Here is a 13,511-nt window from a genome sequence, read left to right as displayed (position 1 = left end):
ATGGCCATTACCCCTACCCAATTGTTGGATTGGAAGCGTCAACAACGGCCCATTGTGGCCCTCACGGCCTGGGATACGGCGATCGCCTCAGTGCTAGATGCGGCGGGGGTGGAAATTATCCTGGTGGGGGATTCCCTTGGCATGGTGGCCCTGGGCTACGACACCACTCTGCCGGTGAGTTTAGATACCATGATTCACCACACAGCGGCGGTAAAAAGGGGAGTACAAAGAGCATTGGTGGTCTGTGACCTGCCTTTTTTGACCTATCAGGAGAGTCCGGCCCAGGCCATGGGATCCGCGGGAAGGATTTTGCGAGAAACCGGTGCCCAGGCAGTGAAATTAGAAGGGGGCTACCCCCGCATGGTGGAAACGGTGGCTCGACTAACGGAAGTGGGCATTCCCGTAATGGGTCATGTGGGCGTAACGCCCCAATCGGTGCATCAGTTGGGTTATCGGCAACAGGGACAAGACCCGGCCACGGCGGAGAAAATTCGCCAACAGGCGATCGCCCTAGCAGAAGCCGGTGTATTTGCCATTGTTTTAGAACATATTCCTGGTGATCTGGCGGCCAGTATTACTGAGCAGTTGCCCATTCCCACCATTGGCATCGGCGCAGGACCCCACTGTGACGGCCAGGTGTTAGTGACGGCGGATTTACTCGGCTTGACAGTCAAACAACCCCCCTTTGCTCCGGCCTACATGAATTTACGACATACGATTACGGAAACAGTGCATAAATTCAGTGGGGAAGTACGGCAAAGACAATTTCCCCGGCTTAACCACTGAAAAATCCATGACCAAAACTGCTGTTGTTTTACTATCCGGAGGGCTAGATTCCGCCACCGTAGCGGCGATCGCCCAACGGCAAGGGTATCGAGTCATTGCCCTGTCCTTCAACTATGGCCAACGCCATGACCGGGAATTGCAGGCGGCGCAAGACATTGTCCTAGCCCTGGCGATTCCAGAGTATTTCAGCGTTAACCTCGACCTGGCCCAATGGGGGGGATCTTCCTTGACCGATCGCCAACAAACCTTGCCCCAGGCAGGGGTAGAGCCAGATATTATTCCTTCCACCTATGTACCAGGGCGTAACACTGTGTTCATAGCCCTGGGTTTATCCCTGGCCGAAGCCAAGGGCGCCGAAGCGGTATTTTTGGGCATCAATGCCATCGACTATTCTGGCTATCCTGACTGCCGCCCTGAATATTTAGCAACCTATCAACAATTGGCAGCCCTATCTTCCAAAGTGGGGGTGGAAGGGCGTCCCATTCAATTGCTGGCCCCCCTCATTGAATTGAGCAAAGTTGACATCGTCCATAAAGCCCTAGAGTTGGGGGTACCCATTGCCCAAACTTGGTCCTGCTACGCCGGGGGAGAAGAACCCTGTGGCCGCTGTGATTCCTGTCGTCTCAGAGATCAAGCCTTAATTGAAGCGGGGCACCCCGAACTGGCCAGTGCCCAGGGTCGTGGTCGTCGCTAACCACGCCATGGCAGGGGCTGTCCTAAACAGTTGAAAAACCAGTACAACAGCAGCTAACCGCAGTTGGAACATCTCGGGTATATTGACCTTCATTGACGGCAGATTTGATTGGGGAAAAACAACCATGGTTAAGTTAGGGCAGTTATTGGCATCGGTTCCAGAGGTGGTGGCCGCCGCCCCTTGGTTAGCCCAGGAACCGGATCGTTACCCTGCCCTGGGGGAAATGGTGACGGGTTTATCCACCAATTCCCATGCCTGTCCCCCTGGCACTTTGTTCATTGGGATGCCGGGCACCAGGGTTGATGGAGGAGAGTTTTGGTCTGGGGCCCTGGGAGCGGGGGCGATCGCCGCAGTGGTCAGTGAGAAGGCGTTGCAAAAATTTCCTCCCCAAAATGGAGAATGCATCATTGCCGTGCCGGATTTAGTGCCGGTGTGTGCTGGCATTGCGGCGTCCTTTTACCACCATCCCGCCCGAACTTTGCAACTGGTAGGGGTAACGGGTACCAATGGCAAAACCACCACTAGTCATTTAATTGAATATTTCCTCAATCAACAACAACGGGCCAGTGCCTTACTGGGAACCCTCTACACCCGTTGGCCCGGTTATCAAAAGACCGCCACCCACACCACTCCCTTTGCAACGGATTTACAGAGACAATTAGCCGAAGCTCTCCAGGCAGGCAATCAATACGCAGTGATGGAAGTCAGTTCCCATGCCTTGGCCCAGGGGCGGGTTTTGCAATGTGGTTTTGCCTGTGCTGTGTTCACTAATCTCACCCAGGATCATTTGGACTTCCACGGCACCATGGAAAACTATTTTGCCGCCAAGGCCCTGTTGTTTGAGGGGCAATATCTGAAGGGGCGAGCAGTAATTAATAAAGATGACGTGTATGGCCAAAAGTTAATCGATCGCCTACCGTCGGCTCAGGTTTACACCTACAGCGTCACTGACAGCAGTGCGGACTTTTACACCAAGGATTTGGACTATCAACCCACCGGCGTCCAAGGCATTCTGGTTACGCCCCAGGGAGAATTACCATTCCAGTCTCCCCTAGTGGGGCAATTTAACCTGGCCAATGTCCTAGCGGCGATCGCCAGTGGCCTCCACTTCGGGCTAGATCCGGCCGCCATGGTGAAGGATTTATTAGATTTTCCCGGGGTACCGGGGCGCATGGAGCAGGTGAAAATCCGTCCTGATCAAGATATTTCTGTGATGGTGGACTATGCCCACACCCCCGACAGTTTGGAAAATGCCCTTAAGGCCGCCCGCCCGTTTATTCCTGGTCGTCTGATCTGTGTGTTCGGCTGTGGCGGAGATCGGGACCGTACTAAACGTCCTTTGATGGGTAATATTGCGGCCCAGTTGGCGGACTTAGCGGTGGTCACTTCCGATAATCCCCGTACCGAAGACCCCGAACAAATTTTGGCCGACGTGGTACAGGGTATTAGTCTAGAAATCAAACCCTGGATCATTGGCGATCGGGCCACTGCCATCCATAAAGCGATCCGGGAAGCAAAACCGGGGGACGGGGTGTTAATTGCCGGCAAGGGCCATGAAGATTATCAAATCCTCGGCACGGAAAAAATCCACTTTGATGACCGAGAACAGGCCAGGGAAGCGTTGATTTTGCGTTACAGCTAGCATGTCCCCACTAAGAACCGGTTGGCTAAGTTTCAGCTTGCTCCTTCAATGAACCCACTAAAGGTTTAGTACTTCTGGAGTACCTTTCTCTTTGTTTCCGCCAAACTTGGAAGAACCGGGGGACGTTTAAAATCCCCTGCAAGGAGTCAAGTGTTTGTTGCTGACTCAAACACAGGGCAGTGACCATCGGCCCTGACATCTAACCCCATGAGGGGGGAAGCGGGATTACGACAATGGTGATGCTGAAAATGCCGGCAATTAGCACAGCAATCGAAATCTACTGGACGTTTTCTGGTTTGATTTTGTTTGAGCAGTTCCCTTTGACTAATCCCCCTTAATACCAGTTCCTCTCCCTGCCAACGGGCTTGCACAATGCCAGTTTCGCCAAATTTGCCCCAACGGGAATTTTCCAGAATTTGCCCATCTAAATGGATGACCACTTCCCCCAGGTGATGGATCTGCTTATTGGGTTCTAATTCGTGGATTTCCCCCTCATAAATTTGGGGCGGCGGGGGAGTCGGTTGCACAAATCGATCGCCAATGGGCAGGGCCACCGCATTGCCAGCGGCGGGGGAATGGAGTTGGTAACGGCTTTGGAGTTCTTCTAAGCTGGTGAGGTCTTCAATATCTGAAGGTTGCCCATGGACAAACACTAAATGTTGGGGACGGAGATTATGGATTAACTGGGTGGTGTTGCGGCCATCACTGTGGTCTGCCAACAGATAATCTTCCAGTTCGTATTGGGGAAACCCTTCCAAATCTTCCCAGGCAAAGTCCACTAAACAAGTGGGTAAGGTTACCAGCTGGGGCACAAACACTGTCCAAAGTCCCGGTAGGGCCGCGGGGCTTGGCCAAAAAGCGGGCCAAGTTGAGGTGACTACTATGGATGGAGTCAATAGGGCCAAATTGCCCTGGCCATCGTTGAGGGGACGCAGATGGGGATAAACCTTATCGTCCCAAAACAGGGGTTGGTGTTGAGCAAAATTGCGGACATTATCGGGGAGATAGTCAATGATTTTTTGGTAAGCGTCACAGCCCCTGGCCACGGATTCCCCAGCCCAAAGGTTAACTTGACGTCCGGTGAATTGATGGTGAGTCCGTAGTAACTTGAGAATTTCCTGGGCTAACCCCAAAGGGGGCACTGGCAGGAGAATATTTCTCCCCTTGGCTAGTACCGTTTCGATCGCCTGGATAAACTGTTTTTCCTGTTGACGACGGTGGGGAAGGCGGCGGTTGCCATACTGTCCTTCTAGGATCAGCACATCCGGTTTTAGACCCCGCAGGGTAGTTAAAACTAAACCATCCACCAACTGGAGATGGGAAAGGCAATAATCCCCGGTATAAATCACCCGGTAAAGGCGATCGCCGTTATGGTATTCCAGCAAAATTAGGGCCGCCCCTGGCAAATGTCCCGCTGGCAACAATTCCACTGTCAGACCAGGCAAAACTTCCTGGGGCGATCGCCATGGTAAAACCCGACAAAAGGGGGGCACCGTCTCACCGGGCCAATTCAGGGGTAGTAACTTTTGGGTAACGTCACTGGCCAGAACGGGAATGTGGGGAAACCGTTGATGAAATTGCCACAATCCCAGGGCATGGTCTCCGTGGGCATGGCTGCAAAAAACCAGATCCACAGTCCCCGGATCCGCCGTCAGCAATGGCGTTAAATCTTCTAAACCACAATCGAGCAGAATTCTGTAGGGCCCCAGATGTAATCCCAGACAAACCCCCCCATCCCGGTGACCCACTCCATAGGGAAGAAAAGATATATTGGCAAAGGCCTTGCCCTGGGTCGGCACGGAAAAAGTCATGGAAGCTTGGCGATCGGCCCTGGGGGCAAAGCAAAATCAGTCAAAATAACGGCGGAAGGCTGGTGGGAGACTAATGGGCCGAACCATTGCCGTCATATTTATCCGTGTCGTAATAGCCATTCTTAGTGCCGAAAAATAGACAAGCCAGGGTGAACAAGGCTGTTAGACCAATCAAAATTAATTTGACATCCATAGAATTATGTCGGAAACAAAGCAAACGTCGCCCCCATCGTAACTCGTTTCCCCTAAGGGGAGCAGAATTTTCCGGCCATTTCTTTCCCAGACCAGAGCAATGGGATTTTGAACGCCCCTAACAACGGACTAATTAGTTAAAGAGATCTATCTAATTTGACCCATACCAGTTTTCAAGGCATGGTATAGGTGGAACTTTCCCACACCAAAGATATCGACTGCATCGATATTGAGTTGTTGCTTTACGGTTTTTGCGATGAAATTTTTTAAAATCACTACTCTGATAATTAGCCTGATTGTTCTCACCAGTTGCCAGGGGCCGGGGCTTAATGGAGACGGAGACAAGAAACAGGTGACTATTCTTGGGGTGATGATTGGCGAACAACAGGAAAAAATTGAACAAGCCCTGGCACCCTTTACGGAAGCCACTGGCATTGAAGTGGTTTACGAAGGCACCGACACCTTTGCCACCACCTTACCCATCCGGGTGGATTCCGGTCGGGCTCCGGATTTAGCCATGTTTCCCCAGCCGGGATTGATGGCGGATTTTGCCAGGGAAGGAAAATTGGTTCCCCTGGAGAAAATTCTCACCCCAGAAGAAATGACCGAAGCCTATGACCAGGCTTGGTTAGATTTGGCGGCGGTGGATGGCACCGTTTATGGTGTGTGGTACCGAGCTTCGGTAAAAAGTTTGGTTTGGTTCAATCCCCAGCAATTTGCCGCCCATGGTTATGAAGTTCCTGGTACCTGGGAGGAAATGATGGCCCTGAGCCAACGCATTGTTGACGAGGGAAAAACCCCTTGGTGCCTAGGCATTGAAAGTGGAGATGCTACCGGTTGGGTGGGTACTGATTGGGTGGAAGATATCATGTTACGCACCGCCAGCCCGGCCACCTATGACCAGTGGGTGAGTCATCAAATCCCCTTCAATGCTCCCGTGGTGCAAAATGCGCTCAACGTCTTTGGGGAAATTGCCCAAAATGAAAAGATGATTTACGGCGGTAAGGTGGGGGCCATGAGCACCCCCTTTGGGGACTCTATTTTAGGATTATTTACCGATCCTCCCCATTGCTATCTGCACCGCCAGGGCAATTTTATTACCGCTTTTTTACCTCCCGACCTCAACCCGGAAGAAGTGGATGTGTTCCCCTTACCCCCCATTGATCCAGCCTACGGATTACCTATTTTGGTGGGAGGGGATATTTTTGCCATGTTTAACGACACACCGGAAGCTAGACAGTTGATGGCATATTTGGCCAGTCCTCAGCCCCATGAAGTGGCTGCAACGTTGGGAGCTTATATTTCTCCCCACAAAAATATTGATCTCAATCTCTATCCCGATCGCCTGACCCGTAAACAGGCAGAAATTTTGGGCAATGCGGAGGTGATTCGTTTTGATGCTTCCGATATGATGCCAGGGGCGGTGGGCACGGGGACGTTTTGGTCTGGCATGGTGGACTACATTGGCGGCACCGACGGTACTCAAGTTTTAAACACCATTGAAAGGAGTTGGCCCCGTTAGCGGCCGTAGTTATCTCAATGTCGTTATTTGGAGGAAAAGAGAAATTTGTTTTATCGCATTGTTAATGTTCTGTTGGCGATCGCCATTGGTTGTGGCGGCGTAATCGGCCTGTTTTACCTTGCTAACTATGCCATCAATGCCCTACCCAAACCCTGGAATAAAAGAATATTACCTTGGGTTTATGTGACCCCAGCTTTACTATTTTTGTCGGCCTATTTAGTTTTGCCTACCCTGGAGACTATCTATCTTAGTTTTTTTGACGGGCGCTCCAAGAATTTTGTCGGACTAGAAAATTACGTTTTTGCCTTCACCGATCACACCATGTTGGTGGCATTTCGCAATAACTTACTGTGGTTAGTACTAGTTACAGGCATCAGCGTTAGTTTAGGGCTAATTATTGCCGTCCTGGTGGATAAAGTCCGCTACGAGGCGATCGCCAAATCGATCATTTTCTTACCCATGGCCATCTCCTTTGTGGGGGCCAGCGTCATCTGGAAATTTGTCTATGCTTATAGGCCAGCAGGGACTGAACAGATAGGCCTGCTCAATGCTATTGTGACCAGCTTAGGTTTTGCCCCAGTGGGATGGCTAGTAGAGCGGTCGGTGAACAATTTTGCCCTCATTGCCATTATGATTTGGCTCTACACCGGCTTTTGTATGGTTATTTTATCGGCGGCCGTAAAGGGCATTCCCGACGATGTCATTGAAGCGGCCAGGATTGATGGGGCTAACAGTTGGCAAATTTTTTGGCGCATTACCATCCCGATGATCCGCTCTACCCTGCTAGTGGTTAGTACTACCATGGTGATTTTAGTGTTGAAAGTGTTTGACATTGTTTTTGTCATGACCGGCGGAAACCAAGGCACTGAAGTAATTGCCAGCTTGATGATTAAGGAAATGTTTAATTATCGTAACTTTGGCCGGGGAAGTACCATTGCGGTCATTTTATTGTTGTTAATTGTGCCAGTAATGATCACCAATGTTCGTCGTTTTAAAGCTCAGGAGAAATTACGTTAATGACTAAAGAAAACCAGAGAATGAATAAAACCAATCAACCATCAGAATTTTGGCAAAAACTTCCCATTCACATCACTATTCTCACCATTGCTTTCATCTGGACATTGCCCAGTTTGGGTCTATTTATTAGCTCCCTGCGGCCCAGGGCAGATATGCTCAGCACTGGTTGGTGGACAGTGTTTTTGCACCCCCTAGAGGTGACCCAGTTTTATCTTGGTAACTACAGTGACGTACTTCGATCCTCCGGCATGGGGGAAGCTTTTTTAAACAGTCTGACCATTGCTGTGCCCGCCACGGTGATTCCCATCGCCATTGCGACCTTTGCCGCCTATGCCTTTGCTTGGATGACTTTCCCTGGGCGACAATTACTCTTTATTTTGGTGGTCTGTCTCCTGGTGGTACCTTTACAAACCACCCTCATTCCCGTTTTAAGGGTCTATGCCCAATTGGGCTTAGCGGGTACCTTCCTCGGGGTTTGGCTAGCCCACACTGCCTATGGTTTACCCCTGGGCATTTACCTGTTACGCAACTACATTGGCGCCCTCCCCAAGGACCTAATTGAAGCGGCTGCGGTGGATGGTGCTTCCCATTTAAAAATCTTTACCAAGTTAATTGTGCCCCTCTCCATGCCGGCGATCGCCTCCTTTGCCGTGTTTCAATTCCTCTGGGTCTGGAACGATTTATTGGTTGCCTTGATTTACTTGGGAGGCACGGCCGATGTGGCCCCGGTTACCATCCAACTGAGTAATTTAGTCGGCTCCAGGGGTCAGGATTGGTACTTGTTAACCGCTGGAGCTTTCATCAGCATGATTGTGCCCCTCATGGTCTTTTTTGGTCTGCAACGGTACTTTGTGCGGGGCATTCTGGCGGGATCGGTTAAATCCTAGCTGGCAATAACCCGATTGACCAGAGCCATCACGTCACTGCGGCTGAGCTTTTCCTTACCCAGGGCCAACACATCCAAGGTCCCATAGGCCAGGGTGAGGGGGATTTTACAGAAATTGAGGGCTGGGCCATGGGGCAAAGATTTGGTGTATTGGTCTGCCAACGCCAAATTGTAGCGAGCATACTTATGCATATCGGCCAGTTCCCAACCCTGGGGAAAAAAGCTTACCCCCCGGCGCTGGTCTTCCTTGTAGTTGCGGACAATGTTTACCGCCTGGAGCCCCCGACCAAAACCAATGGCATGGGAGCGGTTCGTTTGGGTGCCATCGTGCCAAGCCCACAGATCGGACAACAGCAGACCCACCGCCCCCGCTACACTAAAAGTGTATTGGTCTAACTCGTTTTCAGTTTTGATTTGCCAGTTGTGGATTGCCCAAAAAGCCATCCGGTCCGACATGGCCGCCGTGGCATCCCACACTCTGGGGGCAATGCTTTCGGGGGCCAGCAGGGCCCATTCCCCCACCCTTAAAGTTACTTCCGGCAAAAGGTTGCGATAGGGGTCTAAACCCCGGATAAAATCGTCGCTGTGGGAATTTTCCGTTGCACTCTGGAGATTGAGACTAATCTGATTGAGAATTCTTGCTTTGGTCTCAGCATCGAGGTCGGGATGGTCTTCCACTTCATCGATCGCCCGCATACAAAGGTAGGCAGAGGCCACTGCATCGAGAAGCTGATCAGGCAAAATGCTAATGGGAATGTAGAATGTCCGACTGGTTTCTTGCAAAACCTTAAGGGCATTACGACGTAGGCTCATGCGATCAACTCCTGACACCAAAAATTTAAGCGGACTCTCAACTTACCTATTCAGGTCTGCAATGCTAGGCAATAGGTTCCAGCGGGGATGGGGGAAGTTTGCAGTCATCCCATAACCCCCCAGACTCTACTATCTTTGCCCCTCGATGCCTCAACCTGGGTAAATTGAGCAAAACAATCACCCCATTCTATTACGGCTTTGCTGGTGTGCTACAGACAAATTGGGGCCAGGGGGAGGGAGTCATTGCTTTTCTTGAATGATCCCCAGTTTTGGTCAATTCTTAACCCCGCTCACCTTAATCCTATGGCTAAACTCAGTCTTGGTTCCCGTCTTTTCCTGTCCCATATGTTAGTGATGCTAGTAGGGTTGGGCAGTTTTGTTTCCCTGGCGAAAATATCTTCCCCCCGCATGTTTATTCTGCGCTTGGAAGAGTTGGAAAGTCAGGGATTTATCACTGTTCGTTCTGCCAAAACCTATTTGATCCGAGGTTTTGAAACTGCCTGGAACCGCAGTTCCCTCTGGGCGATTATTTTTGGGGCCAGTGCCGCTGGAGGACTTAGCTTTTTGGCGGCCGATCGCATTATGCAACCCCTCGATCGCCTCAAGTTAGCTACTAAAAATTTGGCTGAGGGAGATTTGCAAAGCCGGATGCCCCCCAGTGATGTCCCTGAATTGGAAGATTTGGGGGAGAGTTTTAATCGCATGGCGGACAGTTTGGCCAATGTGGAACAACAACGGCGGGAATTAGTGAGTGACCTGACCCATGAATTACGTTCCCCTTTGACGGTGGTGCGGGGTTATTTGGAACAGTTGGCGGAGGGCACCATTGCCGGAGATCCGGAACTTTACCAGCGATTGGTGGGGGAAACTAGGAGATTGGAACGGCTGACAGTGGATTTGCAGGAATTGTCCAAAGTAGAGGCGGGCTATTTGTCCATCCAACGGCAACCCCTCGACCTTTATCCTTTGTTGGCAAAATTACAACAACGGTTTGCTGACCAGTTATTGGAGGAAGGGCCAGAGTTAATCCTTGCCGCCACGTCACCTTTACCCCCCGTGTTGGCCGACCCAGACCGCACTGAGCAAATTTTGGTTAATTTAATTGGTAATTCGGTGCGTTATACCCCCAGCGGTGCCATTACCATCGATGCTCACCTTGGTAATGATCAGGGAAAGAACAATCTACTCTGGGTGACGGTGACGGATACGGGCATTGGTATTGCGACGGAGGATTTGCCCTATGTGTTTGAGCGGTTTTGGCGGGCAGATAAATCCCGTTCCCGTTATTCCGGTGGCACCGGTTTGGGACTGGCGATCGCCAAACGGTTAGTGGAGTTGCAGGGGGGCAATTTACTAGTGAAGAGTACCCAGGGCCAGGGCAGTGAATTTAGCTTTTCCTTACCATTGGTATAAGGACTGATGACTGATGGGAAAATGCTTGTAATACTTCCGGTCAGACCGATCCCCGCCTACCTTCCCCAGTTAAACCCAGGCAAAGATAAGGTAGAGTTGTGGTTTGGCATTACTCCAACATTATGCACAAGAAATCAAAGGCCCAATTGCAGGATTATCTCAAGGATTTAACCGCAATGGGGGACGCTTCATCAGAGCAGATGGAGCCTAACCAGGATGGCCACCAGGGGGAAACAACGGAGACCAGTAGTCCCGCCCCAAAGAAAAGGTTGTCTTTGCCCAATCTATCTCCCCCGGCGATCGCCAGTCCGCATGGGGAACCAGGATCAGATCATCTACCCTCCTTGGGTTCTGGAGATCAGCAGAGTACAATTACTGCTCCGCTGAATGGCCATGACCAATCTCTGGTAGAGGAAGAGCAAGCCCAAGGTAGTGTCCGGAGTAAGCGCTGGCTCTGGTTGGGAGGCATATTGGTGCTGTTGGTGGGGGGCACGGCCCTAACTTTGCCCAGGGCTCTGGAAATGGTGAACGGCTGGCGACAGGAAGCCCAACTCAAAGCCTACGAGCAGGAACAACATCAAGATTCCGAAGTGTTGCGTTTGGCCCTGTTAACCCCGGAGCAACGGCGGGGCCGGTTGGAGGCGATCGCCAATCAGCAAGAACTGTCTTTAGAAAGGAGTAGGGCTCGGTTTTTGTTAGCAGGGGATTTGCTGGCCAAGTTTGAGGGAGGCCCTGCCATCCGGATTTTGGACGGATTGGAAGTGCAATATCCAGTGTTAGCGCCCTATATCTTGCTCATGCGGGGCCGGGGCTATCAATTAAGTAACGAAAATGACCAGGCAGAAGCTACCTGGCAAAGTATTTTAGACCAATATCCCGATTCCCCCGTGGTGGTCAATGCCCTGGAAAATTTGGGTAGTTTGGATCAAGCCTATTGGCAACAGGCGATCGCCGACCATCCGGGCCATCCCCGCACCCTCGCTATTCTCCACCAGCAGTTAGAAAGTGAACCTAATTCTCTGGAAATCCAACGGCAAATTTTGCAAAATCATCCCACCGATGGCCGCACCGCCGCTGTGATCGATGGCCTCAAAGCCAACCACCAAGAACATTTAACCCCCGAAGATTGGCAGGCCATAGGAGAAAATTTTTGGTATCGTCGCATCTATAACCAGGCGATCGCCCCCTACCAAAAGGCCCCCAGCAATGCCCGCAATCTTTACCGTTTAGCCAGGGCCCAACAAATTAGCAAGCTGGACAAGGAAGCTCAAGAAAATTACCGTCAATTAATTGCCACCTACCCGGACAGCCCAGAAACTGCCTTAGCTCTACGACGTTTAGCAGAAATGGTTCCCCCCAGGGAAGGGGTGCAATATCTTCAGCAGTTAGAGCAACAATTTCCTGACCAAGGGGCCTCTGCCCTGGCCGCCAAGATAGATCTGCTGGCGAAATTTGATGCTAACCAAGCCCAACAGGCTCGCCAAACCCTACTGCAAAAGTATCCCAACTCCGATGCCGCCGCTAATTACCGTTGGCGCCAGGCCCAGGAGTTTGCTAAAGCTGGTAACTATACTGAAGCTTGGCGCTGGGCCAAGGAAATTGCCAACCAAAATCCCCAGAGTGACGTTACCCCCAAAGCCATTTTTTGGATCGGTAAATGGGCCCAGCAACTAGGGCGATCGGCCGATTCTAAGGCCGCTTTTGAAACAGTCCTGGCTAAATATCCCCAGTCCTACTACGCTTGGCGATCGGCGGTGTTACTGGGCTGGCAGGTGGGGGACTTTAACTCCGTGCGGTTCCTCAATCCCCCGGTGACAGTACCGGACCAACGGCCTTTACCCCCCGCTGGTTCCCCCACTTTTCGGGAGTTATATCGTCTGGCCCAAGACCAAGAGGCGATCGAATTGTTTGACGCAGAAATTCGAGCCAAAGCAGAAGGGGAAACAGTACCAGAGCTAACGGTCAATGAAGGTTTTACGGAAGCGTTGCTTAAACTGACCCAACAGGAATATTTGCAGGGTATCAACCAAGTGTTGAATTTGCGTAATCCCGAGGACCCAGAACAGAGAAAACAATGGGAAGAACTACGGAGCACTAGGGATTATTGGCAAACCCTCTTTCCCTTTCCCTACCAAAAGTTAATTTTTGAGTGGTCGGAAAAGCGTCAGGTGAATCCCTTTTTGGTCACGGCGTTAATTCGCCAGGAATCCCGTTTTGAAAAGGATATCCAGTCTCCCGTGGGCGCGACGGGGCTGATGCAGGTGATGCCCGCCACTGCGGCATGGATTGCTCCCCAAATCGGATTGCAGGAATATTCCCTGACTGATCCCACCGATAACGTCAATATGGGCACCTGGTATTTTGACCACACCCATAAAACCTATAACAATAATTCGGCCCTGGCGGTGGCCAGCTACAATGCGGGGCCGGGCAATGTGGCCAAATGGTTACAGGAATTTAATAACGCTGATCCTGACCTCTTTGTAGAGCGCATTCCCTTTGCAGAAACTAAGGGCTATGTGGAGGCAGTGTTTGGTAATTACTGGAATTATTTGCGCATTTATGACCCCGATGTGGAGAAACTGATGGGGCAGGTGGGAAAGAGTTAATCCCGCTTCTACCTAGCTCAGATTCTTGGAATCAGCAATCTTCGGCAAGTTCAATGCTCCCGGCGTTAGATTGGAGGTCTTAATGGGAGTCTTCTTTGGCAACTCCAAGATCATCAATCTCCCTTG

The 13,511-nt window shown here is 51.1% G+C and carries 11 protein-coding genes; 8 read left to right on the top strand and 3 right to left on the bottom strand.

Features of this window, described 5'->3' with window-relative positions; genetic code table 11:
• The 3 genes from panB (at position 1) to H6G45_RS01645 (ending at position 3,122) form a co-directional block, all read left to right on the top strand.
• Complete coding sequence (panB, locus tag H6G45_RS01655; protein WP_190595970.1) at positions 1 to 786, top strand: 3-methyl-2-oxobutanoate hydroxymethyltransferase; 786 nt, start codon at positions 1 to 3, stop codon at positions 784 to 786.
• A 7-nt stretch (positions 787 to 793) separates the two neighbouring features.
• Positions 794 to 1,480, top strand: a complete 687-nt coding sequence (gene queC / locus H6G45_RS01650; protein WP_190595968.1) for a 7-cyano-7-deazaguanine synthase QueC — start codon at positions 794 to 796, stop codon at positions 1,478 to 1,480.
• A gap of 124 nt (positions 1,481 to 1,604) precedes the next feature.
• Positions 1,605 to 3,122 (top strand): UDP-N-acetylmuramoyl-L-alanyl-D-glutamate--2,6-diaminopimelate ligase, encoded by a 1,518-nt coding sequence (locus tag H6G45_RS01645; protein ID WP_190595966.1) that lies wholly within the window; start codon positions 1,605 to 1,607, stop codon positions 3,120 to 3,122.
• 146 nt (positions 3,123 to 3,268) lie between these two features.
• Here the strand turns inward: H6G45_RS01645 and H6G45_RS01640 are convergent, their stop codons facing one another.
• Together H6G45_RS01640 and H6G45_RS19760 are read right to left on the bottom strand one after the other, a co-directional pair.
• Entirely contained in the window at positions 3,269 to 4,933 is a 1,665-nt protein-coding gene (locus H6G45_RS01640; RefSeq protein ID WP_190595964.1) for an MBL fold metallo-hydrolase, read from the bottom strand.
• Between the two features lie 70 nt (positions 4,934 to 5,003).
• A complete protein-coding gene (locus tag H6G45_RS19760) occupies positions 5,004 to 5,126 on the bottom strand; it encodes a hypothetical protein (RefSeq protein ID WP_255512817.1) in 123 nt (40 codons plus the stop codon).
• A gap of 255 nt (positions 5,127 to 5,381) precedes the next feature.
• On the opposite strand from H6G45_RS19760, the gene H6G45_RS01635 reads away from it, so the two are divergent.
• The 3 genes from H6G45_RS01635 to H6G45_RS01625 are packed head-to-tail and all read left to right on the top strand — an operon-like array spanning position 5,382 to position 8,551.
• A complete protein-coding gene (locus tag H6G45_RS01635) occupies positions 5,382 to 6,647 on the top strand; it encodes an ABC transporter substrate-binding protein (RefSeq protein ID WP_190595962.1) in 1,266 nt (421 codons plus the stop codon).
• A gap of 45 nt (positions 6,648 to 6,692) precedes the next feature.
• Positions 6,693 to 7,664, top strand: a complete 972-nt coding sequence (locus tag H6G45_RS01630) for a sugar ABC transporter permease (protein WP_190595960.1) — start codon at positions 6,693 to 6,695, stop codon at positions 7,662 to 7,664.
• Positions 7,664 to 8,551, top strand: a complete 888-nt coding sequence (locus H6G45_RS01625) for a carbohydrate ABC transporter permease (protein WP_190595958.1) — start codon at positions 7,664 to 7,666, stop codon at positions 8,549 to 8,551. The genes H6G45_RS01630 and H6G45_RS01625 overlap by 1 nt, the downstream gene beginning before the upstream one ends.
• On the opposite strand, the gene H6G45_RS01620 is transcribed toward H6G45_RS01625, so the two are convergent.
• Entirely contained in the window at positions 8,548 to 9,381 is an 834-nt protein-coding gene (locus H6G45_RS01620) for a phytoene/squalene synthase family protein (RefSeq protein WP_338116518.1), read from the bottom strand. The genes H6G45_RS01625 and H6G45_RS01620 overlap by 4 nt on opposite strands.
• A 285-nt stretch (positions 9,382 to 9,666) precedes the next feature.
• Between H6G45_RS01620 and H6G45_RS01615 the strand changes: the two genes are divergently transcribed.
• Positions 9,667 to 10,776, top strand: coding sequence for a HAMP domain-containing sensor histidine kinase (locus H6G45_RS01615; RefSeq protein WP_190595954.1), 1,110 nt, complete (start codon positions 9,667 to 9,669; stop codon positions 10,774 to 10,776).
• A 122-nt stretch (positions 10,777 to 10,898) separates the two neighbouring features.
• On the top strand, positions 10,899 to 13,385 hold the full coding sequence (locus H6G45_RS01610) for a transglycosylase SLT domain-containing protein (RefSeq protein ID WP_242017996.1): 2,487 nt from the start codon (positions 10,899 to 10,901) through the stop codon (positions 13,383 to 13,385).
• Positions 13,386 to 13,511 lie beyond the last annotated feature (126 nt).

The organism is Synechocystis sp. FACHB-383 (genome assembly GCF_014698605.1).
Classification (GTDB): Bacteria; Cyanobacteriota; Cyanobacteriia; order Cyanobacteriales; family Microcystaceae; genus Synechocystis; species Synechocystis salina.
This window is presented reverse-complemented; position numbering and strand designations above follow the sequence as displayed.

Bases quoted from the DNA above. Each gene is read 5' to 3' on its own strand.
- H6G45_RS01645 (WP_190595966.1), top strand. From the start codon at position 1,605: ATGGTTAAGTTAGGGCAGTTATTGGCATCGGTTCCAGAGGTGGTGGCC.
- H6G45_RS01610 (WP_242017996.1), top strand. From the start codon at position 10,899: ATGCACAAGAAATCAAAGGCCCAATTGCAGGATTATCTCAAGGATTTA.
- queC (WP_190595968.1), top strand. From the start codon at position 794: ATGACCAAAACTGCTGTTGTTTTACTATCCGGAGGGCTAGATTCCGCC.
- H6G45_RS01640 (WP_190595964.1), bottom strand. From the start codon at position 4,933: ATGACTTTTTCCGTGCCGACCCAGGGCAAGGCCTTTGCCAATATATCT.
- H6G45_RS01625 (WP_190595958.1), top strand. From the start codon at position 7,664: ATGACTAAAGAAAACCAGAGAATGAATAAAACCAATCAACCATCAGAA.
- H6G45_RS19760 (WP_255512817.1), bottom strand. From the start codon at position 5,126: ATGGATGTCAAATTAATTTTGATTGGTCTAACAGCCTTGTTCACCCTG.
- panB (WP_190595970.1), top strand. From the start codon at position 1: ATGGCCATTACCCCTACCCAATTGTTGGATTGGAAGCGTCAACAACGG.
- H6G45_RS01615 (WP_190595954.1), top strand. From the start codon at position 9,667: ATGGCTAAACTCAGTCTTGGTTCCCGTCTTTTCCTGTCCCATATGTTA.
- H6G45_RS01635 (WP_190595962.1), top strand. From the start codon at position 5,382: ATGAAATTTTTTAAAATCACTACTCTGATAATTAGCCTGATTGTTCTC.